The sequence below is a fragment of the Peptoniphilus sp. oral taxon 836 str. F0141 genome, from assembly GCF_000179335.1.
GTDB lineage: Bacteria > Bacillota > Clostridia > Tissierellales > Peptoniphilaceae > Peptoniphilus_A > Peptoniphilus_A lacrimalis.
On the sequence record NZ_AEAA01000141.1, the window covers coordinates 1 to 24507 of the forward strand.

30 protein-coding genes are annotated in these 24507 nt (G+C 30.4%); 29 read left to right on the top strand and 1 reads right to left on the bottom strand.

Translation table 11 applies throughout. From position 1 onward, the window contains the following. The 3 genes from HMPREF9131_RS08800 to HMPREF9131_RS07565 form a co-directional block, all read left to right on the top strand. Nucleotides 1-1039, top strand: a 1039-nt coding sequence (locus tag HMPREF9131_RS08800) for an ATP-dependent helicase (protein ID WP_009346307.1), incomplete at its 5' end; no start/stop codon positions are given. A 137-nt stretch (nucleotides 1040-1176) separates the two neighbouring features. Beyond that, nucleotides 1177-2199 carry a 3'-5' exonuclease gene (locus HMPREF9131_RS08805; RefSeq protein ID WP_232202606.1) on the top strand — a complete coding sequence of 341 codons (1023 nt, stop codon included), beginning with the start codon at nucleotides 1177-1179 and terminating at the stop codon, nucleotides 2197-2199. Nucleotides 2200-2247: 48 nt separating this feature from the next. Then, on the top strand, nucleotides 2248-3591 hold the full coding sequence (locus tag HMPREF9131_RS07565; RefSeq protein WP_009346300.1) for an acetyl-CoA hydrolase/transferase C-terminal domain-containing protein: 1344 nt from the start codon (nucleotides 2248-2250) through the stop codon (nucleotides 3589-3591). On the opposite strand, the gene HMPREF9131_RS07570 is transcribed toward HMPREF9131_RS07565, so the two are convergent. After that, complete coding sequence (locus HMPREF9131_RS07570; protein WP_009346324.1) at nucleotides 3592-4524, bottom strand: TIGR01212 family radical SAM protein; 933 nt, start codon at nucleotides 4522-4524, stop codon at nucleotides 3592-3594. Nucleotides 4525-4635: 111 nt separating this feature from the next. Between HMPREF9131_RS07570 and HMPREF9131_RS07575 the strand changes: the two genes are divergently transcribed. From HMPREF9131_RS07575 to HMPREF9131_RS07695, 26 genes are all read left to right on the top strand, one after another. Beyond that, nucleotides 4636-5193: a DUF1836 domain-containing protein gene (locus HMPREF9131_RS07575; protein ID WP_009346294.1), complete on the top strand. Its 558-nt coding sequence runs from the start codon at nucleotides 4636-4638 to the stop codon at nucleotides 5191-5193. After that, on the top strand, nucleotides 5186-5902 hold the full coding sequence (locus HMPREF9131_RS07580; RefSeq protein ID WP_009346309.1) for a hypothetical protein: 717 nt from the start codon (nucleotides 5186-5188) through the stop codon (nucleotides 5900-5902). The genes HMPREF9131_RS07575 and HMPREF9131_RS07580 overlap by 8 nt, the downstream gene beginning before the upstream one ends. Then, nucleotides 5895-6797 carry a lipopolysaccharide assembly protein LapB gene (locus HMPREF9131_RS07585; protein WP_009346297.1) on the top strand — a complete coding sequence of 301 codons (903 nt, stop codon included), beginning with the start codon at nucleotides 5895-5897 and terminating at the stop codon, nucleotides 6795-6797. Before HMPREF9131_RS07580 ends, HMPREF9131_RS07585 begins: the two co-directional genes overlap by 8 nt. Then, on the top strand, nucleotides 6791-7546 hold the full coding sequence (gene map / locus HMPREF9131_RS07590) for a type I methionyl aminopeptidase (protein ID WP_009346330.1): 756 nt from the start codon (nucleotides 6791-6793) through the stop codon (nucleotides 7544-7546). The genes HMPREF9131_RS07585 and map overlap by 7 nt, the downstream gene beginning before the upstream one ends. A gap of 2 nt (nucleotides 7547-7548) precedes the next feature. Next, entirely contained in the window at nucleotides 7549-8199 is a 651-nt protein-coding gene (locus tag HMPREF9131_RS07595; protein ID WP_009346281.1) for a hemolysin III family protein, read from the top strand. Nucleotides 8200-8206: 7 nt separating this feature from the next. Beyond that, nucleotides 8207-9583: an MATE family efflux transporter gene (locus HMPREF9131_RS07600; RefSeq protein WP_009346304.1), complete on the top strand. Its 1377-nt coding sequence runs from the start codon at nucleotides 8207-8209 to the stop codon at nucleotides 9581-9583. A 9-nt stretch (nucleotides 9584-9592) separates the two neighbouring features. Further along, entirely contained in the window at nucleotides 9593-10192 is a 600-nt protein-coding gene (locus tag HMPREF9131_RS07605) for a peptidylprolyl isomerase (RefSeq protein WP_004824896.1), read from the top strand. An 11-nt stretch (nucleotides 10193-10203) separates the two neighbouring features. Further along, the gene (locus HMPREF9131_RS07610; protein WP_009346276.1) at nucleotides 10204-10806 is read left to right on the top strand and encodes a thymidine kinase; all 603 of its coding nucleotides are present in this window, start codon (nucleotides 10204-10206) and stop codon (nucleotides 10804-10806) included. A 246-nt stretch (nucleotides 10807-11052) separates the two neighbouring features. Then, complete coding sequence (locus HMPREF9131_RS07615) at nucleotides 11053-12120, top strand: carbohydrate kinase (RefSeq protein WP_009346323.1); 1068 nt, start codon at nucleotides 11053-11055, stop codon at nucleotides 12118-12120. Continuing rightward, on the top strand, nucleotides 12113-13039 hold the full coding sequence (locus HMPREF9131_RS07620) for a pseudouridine-5'-phosphate glycosidase (protein WP_009346320.1): 927 nt from the start codon (nucleotides 12113-12115) through the stop codon (nucleotides 13037-13039). The genes HMPREF9131_RS07615 and HMPREF9131_RS07620 overlap by 8 nt, the downstream gene beginning before the upstream one ends. Next, nucleotides 13032-13532 carry an acyl-CoA thioesterase gene (locus HMPREF9131_RS07625; RefSeq protein ID WP_009346313.1) on the top strand — a complete coding sequence of 167 codons (501 nt, stop codon included), beginning with the start codon at nucleotides 13032-13034 and terminating at the stop codon, nucleotides 13530-13532. Before HMPREF9131_RS07620 ends, HMPREF9131_RS07625 begins: the two co-directional genes overlap by 8 nt. A gap of 107 nt (nucleotides 13533-13639) precedes the next feature. Continuing rightward, the gene (locus HMPREF9131_RS07630; protein ID WP_009346306.1) at nucleotides 13640-13921 is read left to right on the top strand and encodes a DUF503 domain-containing protein; all 282 of its coding nucleotides are present in this window, start codon (nucleotides 13640-13642) and stop codon (nucleotides 13919-13921) included. 178 nt (nucleotides 13922-14099) lie between these two features. Further along, on the top strand, nucleotides 14100-15506 hold the full coding sequence (locus HMPREF9131_RS07635) for a VanW family protein (protein ID WP_009346287.1): 1407 nt from the start codon (nucleotides 14100-14102) through the stop codon (nucleotides 15504-15506). A gap of 53 nt (nucleotides 15507-15559) precedes the next feature. Further along, entirely contained in the window at nucleotides 15560-16135 is a 576-nt protein-coding gene (locus HMPREF9131_RS07640) for a hypothetical protein (RefSeq protein WP_009346331.1), read from the top strand. Then, nucleotides 16126-16953, top strand: coding sequence for a S1 RNA-binding domain-containing protein (locus tag HMPREF9131_RS07645; RefSeq protein WP_009346311.1), 828 nt, complete (start codon nucleotides 16126-16128; stop codon nucleotides 16951-16953). The genes HMPREF9131_RS07640 and HMPREF9131_RS07645 overlap by 10 nt, the downstream gene beginning before the upstream one ends. Further along, nucleotides 16943-18229: a 23S rRNA (uracil(1939)-C(5))-methyltransferase RlmD gene (rlmD, locus tag HMPREF9131_RS07650; protein WP_009346292.1), complete on the top strand. Its 1287-nt coding sequence runs from the start codon at nucleotides 16943-16945 to the stop codon at nucleotides 18227-18229. Before HMPREF9131_RS07645 ends, rlmD begins: the two co-directional genes overlap by 11 nt. Beyond that, the gene (locus HMPREF9131_RS08410; RefSeq protein WP_001843395.1) at nucleotides 18226-18387 is read left to right on the top strand and encodes a hypothetical protein; all 162 of its coding nucleotides are present in this window, start codon (nucleotides 18226-18228) and stop codon (nucleotides 18385-18387) included. Before rlmD ends, HMPREF9131_RS08410 begins: the two co-directional genes overlap by 4 nt. A gap of 3 nt (nucleotides 18388-18390) precedes the next feature. Next, a complete protein-coding gene (locus HMPREF9131_RS07655) occupies nucleotides 18391-18672 on the top strand; it encodes a CD1845 family protein (RefSeq protein WP_126476003.1) in 282 nt (93 codons plus the stop codon). Between the two features lie 90 nt (nucleotides 18673-18762). Further along, on the top strand, nucleotides 18763-19533 hold the full coding sequence (locus tag HMPREF9131_RS07660) for a replication initiator protein A (protein ID WP_007896428.1): 771 nt from the start codon (nucleotides 18763-18765) through the stop codon (nucleotides 19531-19533). Then, entirely contained in the window at nucleotides 19530-20381 is an 852-nt protein-coding gene (locus tag HMPREF9131_RS07665; RefSeq protein ID WP_009346280.1) for an ATP-binding protein, read from the top strand. The genes HMPREF9131_RS07660 and HMPREF9131_RS07665 overlap by 4 nt, the downstream gene beginning before the upstream one ends. After that, nucleotides 20378-20863, top strand: coding sequence for a PcfB family protein (locus HMPREF9131_RS07670; RefSeq protein WP_009346332.1), 486 nt, complete (start codon nucleotides 20378-20380; stop codon nucleotides 20861-20863). Before HMPREF9131_RS07665 ends, HMPREF9131_RS07670 begins: the two co-directional genes overlap by 4 nt. After that, entirely contained in the window at nucleotides 20860-22644 is a 1785-nt protein-coding gene (locus tag HMPREF9131_RS07675) for a VirD4-like conjugal transfer protein, CD1115 family (protein WP_009346277.1), read from the top strand. The genes HMPREF9131_RS07670 and HMPREF9131_RS07675 overlap by 4 nt, the downstream gene beginning before the upstream one ends. Nucleotides 22645-22809: 165 nt before the next feature. Continuing rightward, nucleotides 22810-23121: a hypothetical protein gene (locus HMPREF9131_RS07680; protein ID WP_000807040.1), complete on the top strand. Its 312-nt coding sequence runs from the start codon at nucleotides 22810-22812 to the stop codon at nucleotides 23119-23121. Between the two features lie 3 nt (nucleotides 23122-23124). Continuing rightward, on the top strand, nucleotides 23125-23340 hold the full coding sequence (locus HMPREF9131_RS07685) for a Maff2 family mobile element protein (RefSeq protein ID WP_000394208.1): 216 nt from the start codon (nucleotides 23125-23127) through the stop codon (nucleotides 23338-23340). A gap of 19 nt (nucleotides 23341-23359) precedes the next feature. After that, complete coding sequence (locus tag HMPREF9131_RS07690; protein WP_000466901.1) at nucleotides 23360-24223, top strand: VirB6/TrbL-like conjugal transfer protein, CD1112 family; 864 nt, start codon at nucleotides 23360-23362, stop codon at nucleotides 24221-24223. Between the two features lie 17 nt (nucleotides 24224-24240). Beyond that, nucleotides 24241-24504: a hypothetical protein gene (locus tag HMPREF9131_RS07695; RefSeq protein ID WP_007896551.1), complete on the top strand. Its 264-nt coding sequence runs from the start codon at nucleotides 24241-24243 to the stop codon at nucleotides 24502-24504. Nucleotides 24505-24507 lie beyond the last annotated feature (3 nt).

Consider the following 24507-nt stretch of genomic DNA (forward strand, 5'->3'; position numbering starts at 1 on the left):
TGAGCTTAACTCAGTAAAAGAACAGATTTCAAATTTATTACTTGCATTAGATGATTCTAATTATAAATATTATGAAATTATTATAGAAATTTTAGAAAAAATTCATAAGCTTTATACAAAAGAAAAAAGAGAGAGAGGTCTTCTTGATTTTGATGATCTTCTTATTTATGGTAATGAACTTGTTCAAAATAAAGATGTATCAGATAAATTAAATAAAAAATTTACTTATATTTTGATAGATGAGTTCCAAGATGTAAATATTTTACAAAATAATATTATTTGTGGTTTAAATTCCAAAAATATCTTTATAGTAGGTGATCCGCAACAGGCTATATATGGCTTTAGAGGTTCTTTCATCGGTATTTTTGATAATTTTTACAAGCTTTTCCGAGATAAGGATAAAGAAATTTTGACTTTAAACATGAATAAGAATTACAGAACTGATGCATCTATTATTTCTGATATTAACACTCTATTTAATAATATTTTTACTGATTATCAAGGTCTTGTTGCCAACAATAAGGCTTCAAGAAAGATTGAAAAATATACAGTTTGTGATGAAGATGATTATCTAAAATTAATAAAATATCTGCTGAGTGAAAATGATTCTAAAGATATAGGAATTTTAGCTAGAACAAATGGAGAACTTGAAAAACTAGAAACCTATTTAAAGCAAAATAATATAGATGTAAATAGGGGTAAAATAAACCTTAAACAAACTCAAGTAATTAAATTTATTTTAAGTTTCTTGAGGTCTATATTCAATAAAAATGATTTTACATCTTTTATGGATTATATTTCATCACCATTTTGTGATTTATCTTTTAACAGTCTAGTTACAGTTCTTCTAAAAGGTTATAGGTCAATTGATGAAGTATGTCATGGAGATATTTCTGATAGCAATTTAGCTAGAGCTATTGATGTGTACATAAAAATTAAGAAGATAAAAAATGTTTCAAGCTTGGATTATTTGATAAAAAAATGTATTGATGAATTTAGGATTTTTAAACTTAATAGAATGATTGGGATTATATATTAATCTTATATGAAAAATCAATAGAGTTTAAGGAAAAAGGTCTAAGTTCTTTTAGGGTATTTGAAAGATACATAGAATCTGTTGAGGTTAATGATAAAAGTCAGGGAGTTAATTTATTAACGATTCATAAATCCAAGGGTTTGGAATTTAAGACAGTTGTTTTAATCAATATGTCTAAACCTTTGTCAAATAAAACTTCTCAAAAGATTACATTTAATAAAAAGTTTGGTCTTGCTATAGATAGTCAAAGGAGTAATGGGAAATTTGATCTTATTAATAATGAGCAAAAGGATATTAACTTCGAGGAAGAGAGAAGAGTACTTTATGTTGCCATGACTAGGGCTAGAGATAGATTAATAATATGTTCAGAAAAAAAACAATCCCCAGCATCTTATATGTCTATATTAAATGCACCAGATAAATTTTTTAAGGAAGTAAATATTGATGAAGAAGAATATCAAGTAAAGATAAATGAAGATACAAGAAAGTTAATAAACTTAAATGAAGCTTTCAAATATAGGTATAGGCAAAACTATTCTATAACAGACTTTTTAAACTATGATTATGATGAAGATGCTTATCTTATGAAATTCTTTTTCAATAGAGATGCAAAAAAACTTCAGGGAAATACTTATTATATTGACCCTAAAGTTCGTGGTAATATGCTACATTTTTTTGCTGAGCATTATAATGATGAAAAAATAGATGATTATATAGAATTTTTATTTAAAATTTTTAAGGAAGACATTAATGGTAATAAATTTAATGAAATAAGGGAATTAATTGTTAACTACCTTAATATGAGGGATAAGGAAATCCTTTATAAGGAACTGGAATTTTTTTATGATTTTAATGGTCATATTGTTAGAGGTTTTATTGACCAGGTTGTCTATGATGAAGGTATATATATTGTTGACTTAAAGACTTCAGATTTATCGGAAGAGGAACTTGTTAAGAATTACAAGTGGCAGTTGGTTTTTTATAGCAAAGTTTTCAAAAATATATATAAAAAAGAAGTTAAGGGAGCATATATTTATTCATTAAAACATTGTAAAAAAGTTCCTGTCGAAATAAATGATAAGATAATAAATGAATTAGATGAAAAATTTTTAAAATTTATTGAACAATCAAGAAAAATTAATTTCTATAAGATTTTTTCTTAGGAAATCTTTTAATATAAATAAAACTAATAGTAATTTTAAGGAGGAAATATGGATTTTAGTAAAATTTATAATGAAAAATTAATAGACCCTAAAGAGGCAGCGGGTCTTGTTAAAGATGGTATGAGAATTGATTATGGATGGGGTGCATTAATGAGTAAGACTTTTGATAAGGCTCTTGCAAATGACCTTGACAGATTAAATGAAATTTCAGTTTGTTCAGGTGTTGTGCTTTCTAAACCTAAAATTTTTGATGCAGATCCTGAAGGTAAAAAGGTAATTTGGAATTCTTATCATTCAGGTGGACCTGATAGAAAAAGAATTAATGCTGGCGAAGGTGGATTTTATGTACCTTTAAGATATTCTGAACTTCCAAGATGGATAAGAGAAAATATTGATGTTGATATAGCTGTTGTTGTTGCTACTCCTATGAATAAACATGGATATTTCAACTTTGGATTAAGTGCTTCACATCAAATGGCAGTTATTGAAAAAGCAAAAATAGTTATCGTTGAAGTTAATAAAAATGTTCCATATTGCCAAGGTGGTTGGGAACATGAAATTTCTGTAAATGATGTTGACTATATTATTGAATCAGAAAATGAACCTCTTGCAGAAATTCCTGCTGGTAGTTTTACTGATGTTGATAAAAAAGTGGCTGAATTAATAGTTGAAGAAATTCCTAATGGAGCAACTTTACAACTTGGTATTGGTGGAATGCCAAACGCTGTTGGTTCACTAATTGCTGATTCAGATTTAAAAGATTTAGGAATTCATACAGAAATGTATGTTGATGCTTTTGTAGAAATGACTTTAAAGGGAAAAGTAAACGGCTCTAAGAAAAATGTAGATAGATTTAGACAAGCTTATGCTTTTGCAGCAGGTTCAAAAAAACTTTATGAATTTTTGGATAATAATGCTCAAGCAATGGCTGTTCCTGTTGACTATACTAATGATGCAAGAGTTGTAGGTTCAATTGATAATTTTATTTCTATAAATAATGCTGTAAACATTGACCTTTATGGACAAGTTTCTTCTGAATCAACAGGCTACAAACATATTTCAGGAACAGGCGGACAACTAGATTTTACTTTAGGTGCTTATTTATCAAAAGGTGGTAAGGGATTTATCTGCCTATCATCAAAATTTTTCAATAAAAAAATTGATAAGGAAGAATCAAGAGTAGTTTCTGAATTTCCAAGAGGCTCAGTAATTTCTGTACCAAGACCATGTACTCATTATCTTGTAACAGAATATGGTATCTTTAATTGCAAGGGACGTTCAACTTGGGAAAGAGCAGAAGGGATAATTAATCTTGCAGCTCCAGAATTTAGAGATGATTTGATTAAAGATGCAGAAAAAATGGGAATTTGGAGAAACTCTAACAAGAGATAACTATCTCCAATAATTACAAGCTTTTATGATATCCTCATTAGTAATAATGGGGATATTTTTTTCTTTTAAAATTTTATCAATTTGTGAGATAATTGACAATTTATCGGCGCTCCATTTAGGTTCATAAAAAAATTTTTTGTCGGCATCACCTGTAATTCTGTGAACAACAGTGTATTTATTTAAATTTTCCAGACTATAAATTATTAAATCAATATACTCTTCCTTACTAATGAGTTTAAAAGGATTTTCTAAATAATATTTATACAAAGGAGAATTTGTTTGTATATATAAATTATGAAATTTTATGCCGAAAGGACCTTGACTGTTGGCATAAGTAAAAGTTTCTTTCATATCTTCTATAGAATCGTTAGGAAGTCCATAAATTAGGTGAAGAAGAAATTTAATATTATTTTTCTTTAGGATTTGAAGATTTTTATCAAATTCTTTATGAGTGTAGCCTCTGTTGATCAGTGATATTGTACTTTCTTTAGTAGATTGAAGACCAAGCTCTAACCAGAGGAGTTTTTTCTGACTGATTTGTTTTAGAAGCTCAATAATATTTTCATCAATACAGTCAAGTCGAGTAGCTATTGAAATTCCGACAATATCATCTCTTGAACTAATATAAGTATATAAATTTTTTATATATGAAAAATCTCCATAAGTATTTGTAAAATTTTGAAAATATGCTATATAATTTTTTGCCTTCCATTTACTCTTCAAAAATAATTTTTGCTTTTCAATCTGTTCATCTATTGTTAAATTGCCGTTTAAAAAATCACCACTTCCAGCATCTGAACAAAAAAGACAAGCCTTATTTGAAATTTTTCCATCTCTATTAGGACAGGTAAAACCACCGTCTAAAGATAATTTAACAGCCTTACCCTTAAAGTACTCCCTAAAAAAATCATTGAAAGATAAAAATCTTCTCATAAAATCACCAAGTAAATTTTAACAAATCAAATAAAGTTTTAAAAGTACCTTGTCTTTTATATAAAAATCATATATACTTAAATTAGTTTTAAAAACTAGGTGATGTAATTTATGATTAATAAAGCAATATTAGATTACGCAAAATCTTTAGAGAATACCCATATATCAAGATGGGATGAACTTCCTGATTTTGATTTATATGCAACGCAAGTTGTGGATTTTATTAAGAAGGAATTATTTTTCCTTAGCATATTTGGTGAAGATTTTGTGACAAAATCAATGTTAAATAATTATGTAAAAAATAAAATGATACCAAGGCCTAATAATAAAAAATACAATAAAGAAGCCTTAGCTAAGTTGATAGCAATAACTTTACTAAAACAGATTATGGAAATACCTGATGTTTGCAAAGGTATGTTTTTCCAAGTTCAAAATTCTGGAACAATGGAATTGGCATATAATACATTCTGCCAAGAATTTGAAGATGGGATAAATTTAATTTTTAAGGAAATGCCAACTGAAAAAGATCCAATAGATCTCTGTATAAAAAATGTTGAAAAATCAAGAATTATTACACATTTAGCTTCAGTTGCCTTAGCTTCAAAATTAATGGTAAAAAAAGTCGTTGATTCAGGTGGTTTTTTGGTGAAGGAAGAAACATATGAATAATAGTATTTATATTATAGATAAAAATATTAATGAGAATGAAAATATTATATCCACAGATATGTTTTTTTCTGATGACTCAGATCCTATTGAAAGGATAGAAGATTTTTTCAAAAATGAAACAAGAGAAAATATTTTTATAATTAGTAGACCTAAAAGTTTAAGGTCAAAAGAGTATTTTTTTAAAGCTGCAAGAAACTATGGTAAGAATATTTTTTATCTAAATACTATAAGTCCTGGATTTGATTCGTATTTTCTTGCTCATAAGGGAATAAATTTAGAGAATAGGTCATATGATTTTGAAAATATTTACTTTGCATTACAAGACCAGCTCAGGGATATTAAATATTATGCCCTGTTTTCTTCCTTGGATTATCTAGAGGAAAATAATATGCTGGGAAATATCAAAAAGAAAGTTTCATTACTTAATAAAAACTATTATATTATAAGTTGTGATAATAAGGGGATTTTTTATACTTGCAAAGTGATTAAAAATGCGGATAGGGCAAGTAAATACTTTCTTAAGTTTATTAAAGATAATTTAAAAATGAATTTTAATTTTAATATTGGAATTGAGTATAAAAATGATAGAATTAGAATAGAAAGTGAGGAATATTTAAGAAGTAATTTGCAATGGGCAAATCTTTATAGGAAATCTTTAAATCCTATAAAAGGTCTTGAACTTGCAGTTACCATAACAAAACATGATTAATTCTAATAAATATTATAATTATATTATTATAGCTAATGAATTTTTATATAAGGAAGAATATTCTAAAGCTAAAAATGCATTTATAAAAGCACTTTCAAATAGCAAAAGTGATAAAGAGAAAATTGATGCTATGTATGAGATTGCGGACATAAATTTACTCTTAAAAAATTACCAAGACGCTTTTAATAACTTTAAAGAAATTCTTGACTTAAAAAATGATGAGGCTGGGGCTTGTTATGGACTTGCTATTTCTAATGATTTTTTGAAGGGTGATTATAATTTTTCTATAGAATACTATAAAAAGGCTATAGAAATTGACAAAAATTACGATAGGGCATATTTTTATTTAGGTCTTATCTATGATAAATTGGATAGAAAAGATGAAGCTATAGAGTGCTTAAAAAAATGTATAGAAATTGATTCCTATGACTATAACAGCTACAATATAATAGGTGCAATATACGAGTCAAAAAAAGAATACGAAAAAGCTTTAAAATATGTTAGAAAATCTCTTAATATAAAACCGGGATTTGGGGAAGGACTTTTTAATATGGGAGTTATTTATAAGGCCCTAGGAAACAATGATGAAGCTTTGAATTATTATAAAAAAGCAGTAGGGGAGTTTCAAAGTCCTTATTTATTTTTAAATATGTCTGCTCTTTATATTGAAAGAGAAGACTATAAAAAAGCAGTAAGTATTTTACTTGTTGGACTTTCTGATTTTCCTAATTCAGTAAATTTACATTATAATTTGGCTTGTTCCTATAAAAATTTAGGCAAAAAAGACCTTGCATTAGAGGAATTGAAGACAGCCATAAAATTAAATCGTGATGCCTATGATTGGGCAAAAGAAGATTTAGATTTAAAAAATTTAGTTGAGGTGATTAAATGGTAATTATAAAAACAAAAGAAGAAATTGAAAAGATGATTGTAGCAGGAAAAGTTCTTGCAAATGTTCATCATGAACTTAGAAATTTCATTAAACCAGGTGTTAAAACTATTGAAATAGATAGATTCGTTGAAAATTATTTATACGAACATGGAGCAAGTCCAGAAGAAAAAGGATACGAAGGATATCCGTACAGTGTTTGCACATCAGTTAATGATGAAGTTTGTCACGGTTTTCCATCAGAATATGCTTTAAAATCTGGAGATATATTAAATGTAGACTTAGTTGTAAATGTAGATGGTTGGCTTGCAGATTCAGGCTGGTCCTATGAAGTTGGAGAAGTTTCTGATGAAGCCAAAAGACTTCTTAGAGTAACTAAAGAATGTATGTATAAGGGAATTGAACTTGCAAGAATAGGAAATAGACTTGGAGATATTGGAGCTGTCATTCAAGAACACGCAGAAAAAAATGGCTATTCAGTTGTTAGAGAATTTGTTGGTCACGGCATAGGAAGAGAAATGCACGAAGATCCCCAAGTTCTTCACTATGGAAAGGCTGGACACGGTCTTAGAATTCGTGAAGGAATGGTATTTACAATTGAACCAATGATTAATCAAGGTAAAAAAGAAATAACAATAGATAAGAATGGTTGGACAGCAAGAACTAAAGATGGTTCTTTATCAGCTCAATATGAACATCAATTGGCTATAACTAAAGATGGACCAATAATTATTACAGATCAAGGAGATTGCTAAAAATGGTTGACAGGGTTAAATATTCATTTAAAGAAGAACTTTTTAATGCTATTAGTCACTGGTTAGGATTTGTGGCGGGAATTGTAGGACTTGTAGTCTTAATTATTTTTGGAGTAAAAAATCATAGTACGCTTCAAATTGTTGGATTTTCAGTTTATGGAGCCTGCATAATTTTACTTTATTTATTTTCGGCACTCTACCATTCAATACCCTTTGAAAAAGCAAAAACAGTTCTTAGAGTATTTGACCATTTGTCAATTTATTTACTTATAGCGGGAACTTATACACCAATTATTTTAAATTCCTTTAGCGGAAGTAAAAGAATAGTTTTGATTTCATTAATTTGGGGATTGTCAGTAATTGGAGTTTTGTTTAAACTTTTTATCAATGGAAAATTTACAAAGTTTAAAAAGCTTTCAACTATAATTTATCTTGTATTAGGATGGTTAAGCATCTTATTTATAAAACAAATTATACTTACAACATCTTATAAGTTTATTGTTTTTTTGCTTATAGGTGGTGTATTATATTCATTAGGAACAATTTTTTACATGGATAGGAAGATTCCATATAACCACGCCATTTGGCATCTATTTGTATTAGCTGCTTCTGTGGTACATTTTATAGGAATATTTGACGCATACGCAATATAGGAGTAATATGAAAAAAAGTTTAGATTTATTAGAGGGCAATATCTTTAGAAGTTTACTAAAATTATCCTTACCTTTGATGGGGACTGCTTTTGTGCAAATGTGTTACTCTTTAGTAGATTTAATGTGGTTGGGAAGACTTTCAACAGGAGCAGTAGCAGCAGTAGGAACCTGCTCCTTTTTTGTATGGATAGCCCAGGCTATAACACTTATTGCTCATACAGGGCTTTCTGTAGGTTTATCTCAGGCTTATGGCAGAAATGATCATGAAGAAGCACAGAAAGTAATGATTAGTGGATTTTGGGTTAATTTATTTTTTTGCTTTCTTTTAACATTTTTTTATTTGACTTTCAGAAATAAGATAATCGGATATTATAATTTAGAAAAAGAAGTTGAAAATTTAACCCTTATTTATTTTACAATAGTTTCAGCAGGACTGATTTTTACATTTTTAAATCCTTCATTTTCTGCTGTATTTTTGGCAAGGGGAAATTCCATTACACCCTTCTCAATTTCAATAATTGCACTTTTATTTAATTTATTATTTGATCCTATATTAATATTTGGATTCGGACCCTTTCCGCATATGGGTATTGCAGGAGCTGCAATGGCAACAGTTCTTGCCCAAGCAATAGCAAGTTCTTTATATATTTTTTCGGGTATTAAGGCTAAAGAAATATTTACAAAGGTAAATTATTTCAAAAAAATTGATATAAAATATTTTACTGACCATCTTAGATTAGGATTTCCACCATCTATTCAATCAACAGTTCAAGCTTTATGTGGTGTAATTTTAACAAAATATATAGCAACATATGGAGCAGTTTCAATAGCTGTCTATTCTATAGGTTCTCAAATTGAATCAATTTCATGGATGACAAGTGATGGATTTTCTGCAGCTTTTGCAGCATTTTTTGGACAAAATTATGGAGCTGGAAATTTTGATAGAATTAAAGAAGGTAGAAAGGCAAGTTTAATAATTATAAACTTTGTTGGGATTTTTTCAGCATTATTGATGTTTATTTTCCCTTATCAGTTATATCAACTTTTTATTCCAGGAGATGTAGATGTAATTTTAGCTGGGGTAGTCTATCTTAGAATAATGGCACTTTCTGAATATTTTATGCCTGTAGAAATTGGAACTACTGGAATGATGAATGGACTTGGACTTACAAATTATCCGGCTGTAAATGCAGTTGTTTTAAATCTTGCAAGGATTCCTTTTGCACTGATATTTATGCCATTTTTAGGGGTATCAGGTATATGGCTTTCTATGTCTTTGTCATCAATTTTAAAAGGAGCCTTCATAACAATTATATTTATTTATTTGCGAAATGTTACTAAAGGATTTACAATAAATATGGAAAAGTATGTATCAAGAAAGTAAGGAGTTATTATGTTAGAACAATTAGAAAAACCAAAAAAAGGCGAAAAAATTGCAGTTTTAAATACCAATCATGGACAAATAAAAATAAGACTTTTTCCCCAAGCAGCTCCCAAGGCTGTGGAAAATTTTATAGGTCTTATTGAAAATAAATATTATGATAAAACAATTTTTCATAGAGTTATAAAAGATTTCATGATTCAAGGAGGAGATCCAACAGCTACAGGTCGTGGCGGTAAAAGTATTTGGAATAAGGCTTTTGAAGATGAATTTTCTATAAATTTTAGAAATATAAGAGGAGCTTTATCTATGGCAAATGCAGGTCCTAATACTAATGGTTCACAATTTTTTATAGTTCAAGTACCAAGTTGCCAAGAGGACATAATAAGGCAAATGGAAGATGCAGGACCATCTAGGGGATTTACAGAAGATGTGATTGAAGCTTATAAAAATAATGGCGGTGCCTGGTGGCTAGATGGAAAGCACACAGTATTTGGTCAAGTTTTCCAAGGACTTGATGTTGTAGATGAAATTTCTGGTCTTGAAGTAAATTATATGGATAAACCACTTGAAGATGTAATTATAGAAAATGCAGTAATAGAAGAAATTTAGTCGGAGGATATATGCATCAATATAAAGGAAGACTAATTCTTCATACGGGTTCTATGTTTTCAGGCAAAACAAGTTCATTAGAAAAAGATTTAAACAGGTTTTCTATTGCAAATTATAAAACTATGGCTTTCAAGCCAAAAGTTGATAGCAGATTTTCAGAATCAAAAATAGTTTCCCATGATAAGAACTCTTTTTCAGCAATTACCGTTGAGGATTCTTCCGATATTTTAAAAGTAGTTTTGGAAAAATCTCCTCAAGTAATTGGTATAGATGAGATACAATTTTTAAAAGATAAACCTGAAAAGATTTTAAAAAATATAGAAGAAATATTAGATATGTCTGTTACTGTTGTAGTTGCAGGTTTGGATATGGACTATCTTGCTCATTCTTTTGAAATAGTCAAAGAGCTCATGCCAAAAGCTGATTATTTATATAAACATCACGCTGTTTGTAAAAGATGTGGGACAGATGCCTGGGTCAGCCACAGAAAAGTTAATGTAAATGATAGGTTATTGCTTGGAGCAGAGGGTGAATATGAACCCTTATGCCGTTCTTGTTACAAGAAAGCTATAGAAGAAGATGAAATAAATTTAAATCAGGAAAAATTTTTATAATCGCATTTGTTGCGATTATTTTTTCTTTATAAAATTCTAAGAAATAATATAAACATATATCAATTCTTGATAGGATTTTAAAATATTATTTCCAGTATTTTTATAAAAAATTTTTACTTTTAATTGTATAATAAGGACAGACTTAATTTTTATGTCTTATACTTAGAAATAAAATTTATTTATATAAATACTTGACTTAATATAATCAATTTATTATAATCTAGTCAAAAGATTAGAGGTGTAATTTTGACTCCAAGAGAAAGAGAAATAATGGCACTCTTAAGAAAAAATCCACAGATTAGTCAGAGAGAAATTGCAGAGAAATTAAATATAACAAGGTCTGGAGTTTCAACCCATATAAATAATTTGGCAAAAAATGGATATATCTTAGGTAGGACTTATATTTTAAGAGAAGATGACTACATAAGTGTTGTAGGTGGAGCAAATATGGATATTGTCGGTTCTTCTTATAATAAAATTATTAGAAAAGATTCAAATCCGGGTTATATAAAATATTCTTCTGGAGGTGTTGGCAGAAATATTTGTGCTGATTTAGCAAGGCTTGGAATAAAAACAAGTTTTATTTCTGTCTTGGGAACTGATGCTTCCGGAAGTTTTATAAAAAATGAACTCTCATCTATAAATGTAGACACTTCAAATATTTTGATAGTTAGTGGTTCAACCCCTCATTACTTGGCAATCTTAGATGATTCTAAGGATATGGAACTCGCCATAAGCGATATGGATCTTGTAAAAAAAATAGATAAGGATTTTTTGCAAGGTAAAAGACATATCATTTCTTCTTCAAAATTAACAATTCTTGATACTAATTTAGAAGAAGAGGCATTAGGATATTTATTTAAAAATATTCCAAGTAAATATTTGGTAGATGGGGTTTCTACAAAAAAAGTTGTAAAATTAAAAAATTATTTACCATATATCTACTTTTTAAAAGTGAATGAATATGAGGCAAAAGCCTTGACAGATGAAAAGGATGATATAGAAAAAATTGCTGAGGAATTATTAGATAAAGGTCTTAATTCCTTATGTATAACCTTAGGTTCAAAGGGAGCTTACTATTTTTCTAAAAAAGAAAAAATTTTTAAGAAATCAATTAAGTTAAATGTAGTAAATGCTTCTGGAGCTGGAGATGCTTTTATGGCAGGTTTTTCTTATGGTTTATTTAATGATGAATCAGTCGAAGAATGTTTAAATCTTGCTATGGCATCTTCAAGAATAGTTTTAAAATCTAAGACTGCAAGCCCACATGATTATAATTTAGAGAAACTAATGGAGGAAGTAAAAAATGCTTGATAAAGAAAATTTAAAAAAATATGTAGAATTTAGTCCTGAAGTTAAGGATGCTTTAGAAAATAATAAACCTGTTGTTGCACTTGAATCAACAATAATTTCTCACGGTATGCCTTACCCAAAAAATTTGCAAACTGCAAAAGAATGTGAAGATATTATAAGAAAGGGTGGAGCAGTTCCTGCAACAACAGCAATTATTAACGGAAAAATTAAGGTTGGTTTGACAGAAGAAGAATTGGAATTTTTATCTACTTCAAAAGATGTAATAAAGACTTCAAGAAGAGATTTTGCTTATATAGTTAGCCAAGGATTAAATGGAGCAACAACAGTAGCTTCAACAATAATTATTGCTAAACTTGCTGGAATTAAGATTTTTGTTACAGGTGGACTAGGTGGAGTTCACAGAGGTGCAAGCGAAACATTTGACATTTCAAGAGATTTAGAAGAACTTGCAGCAAATGATATTATGATAATCTGTGCAGGTTGTAAATCAATTTTAGACATTGGATTAACTTTGGAATATCTAGAAACAAAGGGAGTACCAGTTTTTGCCTATAAGACTGATGAGATGCCAGCATTTTTCACAAGACACAGTGGATTTAAGGTAGATTATAAAATAGACGAAGCAAAAGATGCAGCTGATATTGCTAGAACTCAATGGAATTTAGGATTGAAAACAGGAATCTTATTTACAAACCCAATTCCAGAACAAGCATCAATGGATGAAAAAGCCATAAATAAAGCCATAGAAAAAGCATTAGAAGAAGCAAAAGAAAAAGGAATTCATGGCAAAGAAACAACACCATTTTTATTATCAAAGGTAGTGGAAGTAACAGGAGGAAAATCTCTTGAAGCAAATATAGCTTTAGTAAAAAATAATGCAAAATTAGGAGCGGAGGTAGCAAAATATTTATATGAATAAGAAAAAAGTATCAGAATCAAAAGTAATATATCAATATGGAGTAATGGCAGGAGATTTAAACACAGGAGGAACAATGTATGGGCCAAAAATTATAGATATTTGCGACCATTCATCAGGTCAATGTGCCATTAAACATATAAGAGGACCAGTTGCTACAATTTCTGTTGATTCAATACAATTTGTAAGACCTTTATATGAAGGGGATTTTCTATTAGCAGAATCCATGGTTTCAGGTGTGGGTAATACTTCAATAGAAATTTTCACAAAAATATTTGTAGAAAAAGCTATGACAGGTCAAAAAGAACTTGCTGTAATGTGCTTTTTAACCTTCAAGGCAAAAAAAGCTGAGCCTGGTTCAATGCCAGAGATAGTTGCTGAAACTGAGGAAGAAAGAATTATAATTGAAGGCTACAGCAAGAGAAAAGAAATAAATAAAAAAAGACAAAGCTATAATAAAGAATTAAGAGAATTATTAGAAAAGTCCACTGATTGATGTGGACTTTTTAATTTCTATAGCTTATGCCATAAGTAAAACTGATAAAGTGAATTTTTTTCTTATAAATTTATAATATAACTTTCGATTTATGATATAATTTTCATATGAATATTGGAATTTGTAGCTTGGAAATTTTTATATATGATGTTAATTCATTAAAAGAAAAAAGGTCTGTAATAAAATCTTTAATTAATAAGAGCAAAAATAAATTTAATATTTCAATTGCTGAAGTCGGAGATAATGATAAATGGAACCGTTCAATTATTGGTTTCTCTTGTGTTTCTAATGATAGAAAATTAATTGATAAAGTGATAGAAAGTGAAATTAAATTTATATTAGGAAATTTTCCAGTAGAAATTCTAAATACAAATAGAGAAATTTTATAGGACTTGTTAGTACATAAAAAATTTAAAATAAAGAAGACATACTTAGTTTTTAGATATATTAGGGATGCTATATCTAAATGCTTTTTGTCTTTTGATTTTTAGATATTTGTAAGTCAAAAAGTCTAAAACATGGGGATTTATTCACTTATAAATTATTGTATGTATTTAAGGAGAATTGATGAAAAAGACCAAGGTATTATTTTCAAAATTTAAAGAAAAATCAAATAATGTTTATCTTTTATTTTTTGCCCTTATAGCTTTAATTTTTTTAAGTTTAATAATTAATTATAATCATAGCAAAAAGTCAGATCTTATATATTCAGGTATAAGTATTGATGGTGTAAAAGTTTCTAAACTTAGTAAAGATGAGGCACTTTTAAAAGTAAAGGAAAAAAGTCAAAGTGATATTAATGCAAAATCAATAAAATTTTTATATGATGATAAAGATATAAATTACCCTCTAAATGAATTTGGCTATACTTTAGATTATGATAAAGCGATTAATGAGGCTTATGCTTTTGGAAGAGGAAAAAATGGCTTATCAAATTTCTTTAGAATATCAATGGGAGGTTTTTTACATAAAAATATTCCTTTAGAAGCAAACTACAATGATGACAAGATCAATAATGTTATAGATGAACTTGCAAGTATTGTATATTTAAAACCAAAAGATGCTAATATTCAAATTGATGAAAGTGGAAATTGTATTATTGTTAAAGAAATTCCTGGAAGATATTTAGAAACCGAAGAAATAAGGCAATTAATTAAGGATAGTTTAAAAAGTGGAAAGGATATTGAACTTCCATTATATAAGACAGAGCCTGCTGTTTCATCTAAAATGTTTGAAGGAATTGATAAAAAACTTGGAGAGTTTACTACTGACTATTCAAAATCTGAAAAGAACAGAAAGAAAAATATTAAATTAGGGGCTAGATTTTTTAAAAATATGATTTTAGGTCCTGGAAAAGAAATTTCCTTCAATAAAACTATAGGAGATATTTCAGAAGAAAATGGTTTTAAATCTGCAGGAGTAATTGTAAATGGAGAATTTGATAGGGGAATTGGTGGAGGAATTTGCCAAGTATCAACAACCCTATATAATGCATTGATAAGGGCGGATCTTGAAATTATTGAGAGGTCAAACCACACAAGACCTATTTCTTATGTTCCATTAGGTACAGACGCTGCAGTTGCAAGAGGATCTAAAGATTTGAAATTTAAAAACAATACAAATCATAATATTTATATTACTTCAAAAGCTGATGGAGAAAACTTATCTTTTATGGTTTACGGAAACAGTGAAGACAGAGATTATAAAATAAACATAGTTCCAAAACTACTTGAAGTTATAGAGCCGGACATAGTAAAAGAATATTCAGATAAAATCCCAAATGGAGAAGTTGAAGTTAAAAAAAGTGGTTCAAAGGGCTATTCCTATGTAACCTACAAGGAAATTGTTAAAGATGATGAGATAGTTAAAACTGAAACATTGTCAAAATCATATTATATACCACAAGATAGAGTTGTAGTTATAGGAGATGGAGAAGATTCTGATGATAATGATAGCAATGAAAATTCAGATTGAGAGTTCCAAGGGAACTCTTTTCTCTTAATATCTATATAATATAAGAAAAAGTTATGAAAATATTTAATGTATTTAACAGGAAAAAAGTGTCAATATATAGAAAAATACTTGAAACTAACTTTGATATTGAAGCTTTAAAAAATCTAAATTTGTCAGACGGAAGTTATGAGTATAATATAATCACAAAAAAAGAAAGTATAAAATCTATATCAACTAGACAATTAAATAATGCTCTTGATGATTTTTATGGTAGACAAAATTCAGCCTTAGAAGAATTTGATGATTTTTTCAGAAAAAATAGAGCATTAGAAGCGCAAAGACCTTTTTTAGTAAATCTTATGCAGAAAATTGAATTTTCAGAAGATAAGTTGTTAGGTTTATCTATACTGTTAATGAGAGATTCTACAGTAGAAGAATCAGTAAAATTTGGTATGCTTTTATCGAAATATTATGATTTGAGAAACTATAGTAAGGTAGAGATAATATTTAAAAATTTAATGAAACATCCAAGCTTTATGTATTATGGCTTAGAATATCTTATGAGTGTGGATTACGGACAAATTGATGATTTGTATGATAAGACATTTTTTTATGGTAAAAAAATTATAGAGGAGAAAGTATGGAATTAGGTAAAATCCAAAAATTAAAAATAAAAAAAATCACTGGAAATGGTTGCTATTTGCTAGATAATGAAAACAATGAAATTTTTATAAAAAAAGAAGAAGTAAAAAATCCTAAAGTGGGAGAATTTATAGAAGTATTTATTTATAACGGACATAATAAAGACATTTGTGCAACAACAAAAAAACCACTGGCACAAGTTGGCGATCTTAAGAAATTAAAGATAGTTGAAAAGTCAAAGTATGGATATTTTGTTGACATTGGAATAGATAAAGACATATTACTACCCTTTGGTGAAACTCAAGGTAGGTTGCAAGTGGGAGAGAAATATTTGTTATATCTATTCCATGATAGAAGTCAAAGACTAGCACTAACAATGAATATAAAAGATAAGCTAAAATTAAACGAAAATTTTCAGATAAATGACATGGTAACAGGAACCATATATGCCATAGGAAAAGTTGGATATTTTGTAGCAGTTGAAGACAAATATGATGGAATGATTCCAAAAGAAGAAGTAAAAGGCCTACTTGTAATAGGCGATGAAGTTCAAGCAAGAGTAGCAAGAGTATTAACAAATGGATTTATAACATTAACCTTAAGGGAAAAAGCCTATAAGCAAATGAATGTAGATGCTGAACAAATTTTAAAAATGCTTAAAGATAATGGTGGGACACTTTATCTTGGGGATAAATCAACTCCTGAAGAAGTAAAAGAAATAACAGGATTGTCAAAATCAGCATTCAAAAGAGCACAAGGAGCTCTTTATAAAAGAAGATTAATAGATTTATATGATAGAAAGATAGTTTTAAAAAATGAAAAGTAAAGAATTAATAGGTAAAATTATTGATTTTGATTATAAGGGTATGGGTATGACAAAACTTGATGATATACCCGTATTTTTGGATAAAGGAGTAATTGGAGATAAAGTTTCATACACAATAACAAAAGACAAAAAATCCTTTTACAAAGGAAGAGTCACAAAAATTTTAAAAAAATCCAAAGATAGGGTAGAAAGTCCATGCAAATATTTTAACAAATGTGGAGGATGTGATTTTTTAAATTATAAGTATGAAAAAAGTCTGGATTGGAAAAGACAATCAGTAAACAACAAATTACAAAGGATATCAGAACTAGACATAAAAGTTTCAAAAGTAAATTCATCAGAAAAAACTTTTAACTACAGAAACAATATGCAGTTTCAAGTAAAAAATGGTAAGATTGGGCTTTATATGAAAAACTCAAAAGAAATTGTTCCAATAGAATATTGCTTGATGCAAAGCACCAATGCCAATAAAACTCTCAAAATTCTAACAAAATTTAAAAATCTAGCAAAAATAAAAACCCTAGGCATTAGAACTAACTATAAAGACCAAGTTATGCTCATAATATCCTCAAAAGAAAAAATAAACAAATTAAATCTAATACTAGGCAACTTAATAGATGCAAATGTAGTCTCAATATACGAAAACATAAACAATAGAACAAATGCCCACTATGGAGACGAATTTAATTTATTATACGGACAAGAATATTTAGAAGAAAAAATTAATAAGCTTTATTATAAACTATCGCCCGCATCTTTTTTTCAAGTAAATAGAGAGCAAGCTGAAAACCTATATAATAAAGCCATGGAATTTTTGCAAGTAAAAGAAAATGAAAAAATTGCCGACCTATATTCAGGTGTAGGAACCTTGAGCCTAGAAATAGCATCAAGAAAAGCACAAACTCTAGGAGTAGAAATAGTAGAAGAAGCAATAGAAGATGCAAGAATAAATGCACAAAAGAATAAATTACAAGCAAGATTTATTTGCGGAAAATCAGAAGAAATATTAGAAAAAATTCAAAAAGATGAAAAAATAAAAATGGATAAAATCCTAGTAGATCCACCTAGAAAAGGAATGGATAAAAAATTAGTCGACTACCTAAATAAAAATTCCTACGAAAAGATAGTATATATATCATGTAACCCCGCAACACTAGCAAGAGATTTAAAAATATTAAAAGAAAAATATAAAGTAGAAAAAGTCGAAATATTTGATTTATTTCCCTATACTTCTCATGTGGAGTGCATAGCGTTGATACAAAGAGTGAAATCGTGAAAATACTGCATTTTAAGCAGTTTTATAAGCATTATGTATTTGTAGAAGACGGAGAGGGAGGACGAAAAAAAGTCTTAAAAAATTATATTGATGTGAATGTTTGCATTGATATGGTGTGTGGAGATACAAAGAATGCTTTAGAAAGTGAGGACTACTAAATGATGAGATGGATAATAAAAATAATCTTGTTTCCAATTAGCTTGGTGTTAAGTATCCTCACTGCATTTCTGACATTTCTACTTGGTATCGGAACAGCCCTACTGTATTTGCTGATGATTTTTTGCATATTTGGAGCAATTGCATCTTTTCTGCAAAAAGAAGTTACCATCGGAATCGAAGCATTGATATTAGGATTCTTAGTTAGTCCATACGGAATACCGATGGTTGGAGCAACAGTTATAGCTTTTTTACAAGGTATCAATGAAGCAATAAAATCAATCTAAAAAATTTCATAAAAATGGTTACCAAAGGCGATAGAAGAAAAAACTATCGTCTTTTTCTTTGCAAATTTTTAAGGAGGGAGGTGATCTTGCATGGACTTTGACTATTTCTATAACAGAGAAGCGGAAAGATTTAACTTTCTGAAAGTGCCTGAAATATTAGTAGACGGAGAAGAATTTAAGGGACTGTCTGCTGAAGCCATTATCCTATACTCCATGCTTTTGAAACGCACAGGAATGTCCTTTAAGAATAACTGGGTGGACAAGGAAGGCAGAGTATTTATCTATTTTACTGTTGAAGAAATTATGAGAAGAAGAAATATCTCAAAGCCTACTGCCATAAAAACATTGGACGAGTTAGACAGCAAAAAAGGAATAGGACTGATTGAAAGAGTAAGGCTTGGGCTTGGTAAGCCGAATGTCATTTATGTTAAAGATTTTATGAGCATAATAGCGGTAAAAGAAGATGACCTCTTGAAGTCAAAAAACTTAACTTCAGAAGTAAAAGATTTTAACCTCAGAAGTAAAGAAAATGAACTTCAGGAAGTTCAAAATGTTGACTCTAACTATATAGAGAATAATAAGAGTAAGTATAGTAAGAGAGAATATAGTTTTGGAGAAAACGGACTTGGAACATTTCAAAATGTCTTTTTAAAGGACGAAGATATAGGAGAATTACAAATAAAAATGGCAGGAGAGCTTGATAACTACATTGAAAGATTATCAACCTATCTTCAAAGTACCGGAAAGACATATAAAGACCATAAAGCAACAATCCTTTCTTGGTTTTATAAAGATCAGGGAAGTAAGAAAAAAACCAATATCCCTACATGGGAGGAATATAACAAAGGAGTACATTTATGATTAAAGAATTAGAAAAAGTGATGATAGAAGATGTGGAATACAGCTTTGATCCTGAAAAAGAATACATCAAAGACGGACACGCCTACTGTAAAGTGTGCCATGAAAGAAAAGATGGAAAAGCATTAGAATTTTTCGGAAAGCAGATGATATTTAAGACAGCTTGTAAATGCGATAGAGATAGAGAAGCAAAAGAAAAAGAAAGACAAAAGCAGCTTGAAATCGAGAGATTAAAAAGTATCTGCTTCACATCCATGATTCAATGGGCATATACCTTTGAAAACTATCAGGGAAAAGAAAATCAGAGTCTTATCATCGCAAAGAATTTTGTAAAAGATTATGAATTGATGAGAAAAGAAAATATCGGACTCCTGTTCTATGGAACAGTTGGAAGTGGAAAGACCTATCTTGCCTGCTCTATTGCCAATGCTCTGATTGAACAGTATCAGATAAGCGTTAAGATTAGAAACTTTGCACAGATAATTAACGAACTGCAAAAAGGCGGATTTGACCTTGATAAAAACGCATATATCGAATCTCTTGTAAACACTTCCGTTCTCATCTTAGATGATTTAGGAATTGAAAGAGATACAAGCTATGCCAAAGAGCAGGTATATAACATTGTGAATAACAGGTACTTAAAGCATAAGCCAACAATCTTTACCACAAATCTTTCATACAGCCAAATTGAAAACTGTACGGATAGTGTGGAATATCAGAGGATTTACTCAAGAATTATCGAGATGTGTATTCCTGTGATGGTACTTGGAGAAGATTACAGGAAAGTTATTCAGGAAGAAAAATTAAAGAGGAATAAAGAAAGACTGCTGACAGGAGGTGAGAGAACTTGATCAATGAAGAAATTGCAAGAAAAACGCTGAATATGGAGGTTAAAGCCGGAAAAGTAACAGCAAAACTTCTTTTGACTTTACTCAAGAAATTGATGAAAGAGGCTGAGAAACTCGGAGGGCTTGAAAAGCTGGTTAATGCTAACGGAAATGAAGTGAAGCTCAAAGATATGGTTAAAAAGGGACAGCTTGAAGAAATTCCGGTAGAAGAAGCGGAGCTGAAGGAACTGAAAAAAGAGCTGAACAGATATGGGGTAAAGTTTTCAGTAATGAAAGATAAAGAAAGCGGGAAATACTCCGTATTCTTTCAGGCGAAAGATATGAAAGTAATGGATAAAGCCTTTAAACATGCTCTTTCAGAATCGGAAAAGAAAACGGAAAGGAAAGAGTCCATTCATAAAAGCATAGAAAAGTTCAAGGAGATGGCAAAGAACACTGTTTCTAAAGATAAAGTCAAGAATAAACAAAAGGAGCAGAGCCTATGATAGATAAGATACTAAAAGACATCAAAGGCTTATTTAAGGTGCAAGATAAGGCAAAGTTTCTAAAGCAGAATATTCCCTATCTTGCATTTTTCTATGTGGGCAATATCTTCTCTCACCATGTAAGAGCCTATACGGGTGGCGATGTTATAGATAAAATCTTTCAAGGAATATTAGAACTTAATACCATGAGCTTTATTCCGAGTATTCATGTGGCTGATATTTTAATGGGCGTAGGAGTGGCAGCTATAATTAAATTTATTGTCTATACCAAAGGCAAAAATGCAAAAAAGTTCAGACAGGGGAAAGAGTATGGATCAGCACGATGGGGAACGAGAAAAGATATAGAGCCGTATGTGGATGAAAAGTTCCAAAACAATATCTTGCTTACTCAAACAGAACGATTAACTATGAATGGCAGACCTGCTAATCCAAAGTATGCAAGAAATAAGAATGTACTTGTTATTGGTGGTTCTGGCTCCGGAAAGACGAGATTTTATGTAAAGCCAAACCTAATGCAAATGCACTCTTCATATTGTGTTACAGATCCTAAGGGAACGATAGTCATTGAATGTGGTAAGATGCTTGAAGATAACGGTTATGAGATAAAAATTTTAAATACCATCAACTTCAAAAAGAGTATGAAGTATAATCCATTCGCCTACCTTAGAAGTGAAAAAGATATACTCAAATTAGTACAGACAATCATCGCAAACACTAAAGGTGAGGGAGAAAAAGCAGGTGAAGATTTTTGGGTAAAAGCTGAAAAACTCTACTATACAGCTCTTATCGGATATATCTTCTATGAAGCTCCAAGAGAAGAAAAGAACTTTGCAACACTCCTTGATATGATAGACGCTTCGGAAGTAAGGGAAGATGACGAAACCTATATGAATCCGATAGACAGACTCTTTGAAGCATTAGAAAAGAAAGAGCCTACACACTTTGCAGTTAAGCAATATAAAAAATACAAACTCGCTGCTGGAAAAACAGCTAAATCTATTCTTATTTCATGTGGTGCAAGACTTGCTCCTTTTGATATTCAAGAGCTTAGGGACTTGATGAAAGAAGATGAACTTGAGCTTGATACCCTTGGAGATAGAAAGACAGCACTCTTTGTTATTATCTCCGATACGGATGATACTTTTAACTTTGTAGTGTCTATTATGTATTCGCAGTTATTTAACTTGCTTTGTGATAAGGCGGATGATGAATATGGAGGACGATTACCTGTTCATGTAAGGTGCTTGCTTGATGAGTTTGCCAACATCGGCTTAATTCCTAAATTCGAGAAATTGATTGCAACAATCCGAAGCAGAGAGATTTCAGCAAGTATTATCTTGCAGGCACAATCTCAGCTAAAGGCAATCTACAAGGATAATGCAGATACCATTGTAGGTAACTGTGATAGCACCTTGTTTCTTGGCGGAAAGGAAAAGACAACACTTAAAGAACTATCTGAAACTCTGGGTAAGGAAACCATAGACCTGTATAACACTTCTGAAACACGCTCCAATGCTAATAGTTATGGACTCAATTACCAAAAGACAGGGAAAGAATTGATGAGCCAAGATGAAATAACGGTTATGGATGGTAACAAGTGTATCTTTCAGCTTCGAGGTGTCAGACCATTTTTGTCGGATAAATTCGATATTACAAAGCACAAGAATTATAAGTTACTTGAAGATTTTAATAAGAAAAATGCCTTTGATATTGAGGAATATATCAAGAGAAAAGGGAAAGCAAAATTAAATAGAGAAACGGTTATTACAAGAGTGCAGTAAGTCTAAAGAACATAGATTTGCTGCTTTTTTATTACTCAAAATCAGGAGGAAAGATGGTAAGGATAAGAAGTCCCACTAAGGAAAACTAAATAGCAAGAGTATCAGCGATTGGAAAAGAAAAAACTCCGATCGCTTTTTTATTGAAAAGAAAAGGAGAAATTTTTAATGAAGCAAGAAATGATTAACATCAATGCCAACTTATTGGCAGAACCAACTTTTTCGAGTTTTGACAAAGAGGGAGAAGCTGTTGAAGTTGTAAACTTTACGCTTGTAAAAAAGTATGGGAAAGGCAAGGAATATATCAACTGTGCAGCCTATGGAGAAAAAGCGGAGAAAGCAAAAGCCTTTGAAAAGGGCGATTTGATTCATATCTTTGGCTACTTCAAGAAGCGTGAAAAAGAGGGAAAGACTTACAAAAACTTTGTTGTGAAGTCATACAACAAAATTGAAAAGAAAGAAGAAAACGAGGAGGAATAAATTATGGAATTTTTTACACAGGCAGTAAATGTATTAAAGATTTTAGTTATGGCAGTAGGTGCAGGACTTGGAGCATGGGGCGTTATTAACCTGATGGAAGGTTATGGTAATGACAATCCGGGTGCAAAATCTCAGGGCATTAAGCAGCTTATGGCAGGAGGCGGTATTGTCCTTATCGGATTAAAGCTGATTCCGCTTCTTGCAAATGTACTCAAGTAAGAAGAAAAGGAGAAATTAAATGTTTGGGATATTCGACAAGATAGAGGAGTTTTTCAAAGATCTTCTACTGGGCGGTATCCAAGCAAACTTAGAGTCCATGTTTCTTGACATCAACGATAAAGTTGGTGCGATTGCAACGGATGTGGGAAAGACACCGATGGGGTGGAACGGACAGGTTTTTAGTTTTATCAAAAGCATTAACGACTCTGTCATTATCCCCATTGCAGGGCTAATCATAACGGCAGTCCTTTGTATCGAGCTTATCAATATGGTTATGCAAAAGAACAATATGCACGATACAGATACCTTTGAATTTTTCAAGTACATCATAAAGATGTGGATTGCCGTATGGTTAGTGTCCCATGCTTTTCAGTTTTCTATGGCGGTCTTTGATGTGGCACAGCACATGGTAAATAAAGCAGCAGGGGTAATTAACACCTCTGCCGTTATCTCCGGAGATCAGATTGTAACGATGGTAGAAGGCTTAAAAGATAAAGGTCTTGGAGAGCTTGTCATGATACTTTTTGAAACCTCGCTCATAAAGGTGGCAATACAGGTCATTTCTATTGTGATTATGCTTGTGGTATACGGCAGAATGTTTGAGATTTATGTTTACTCATCCGTTTCAGCCATTCCTTTTGCCACAATGGGAAACAAAGAGTGGGGACAAATCGGAACAAACTATATCAAAGGCTTATTTGCCATAGGATTACAAGGACTCTTTTTAATGGTTTGTCTTGGAATATACGCAGTATTAGTTAAGACAATACAGATAACAGATATACACACAAGTACCTTTACGATACTTGGATATGCGGTTTTGCTGGGGTTAATGATGCTAAAGAGCGGAACACTGGCCAAAAGCGTATTAAATGCACACTAAAAGAAAGGAAATATATGATGAACAAAAGAAAAACAGTATTGATAGCAGTAGCAGTTGGAACAGGTATTTTGGCAGTGATGGATAGAATCAGGCTTCACAGCAAAGTGAATGACTTGGAAGAAAGAACAAAGGACATCGGTCGCTGCCACAATGATTTTTGTCTAATGCAGGAAAGATATAACAGAAGTATAGATGAACAGATTGCAAGTATTCAGGAAGAAATCGGCTCCGTATATGAGCATATAGAGGAGCTTTCAAAGAATAAAGAAGATGGGAGGTAAGTT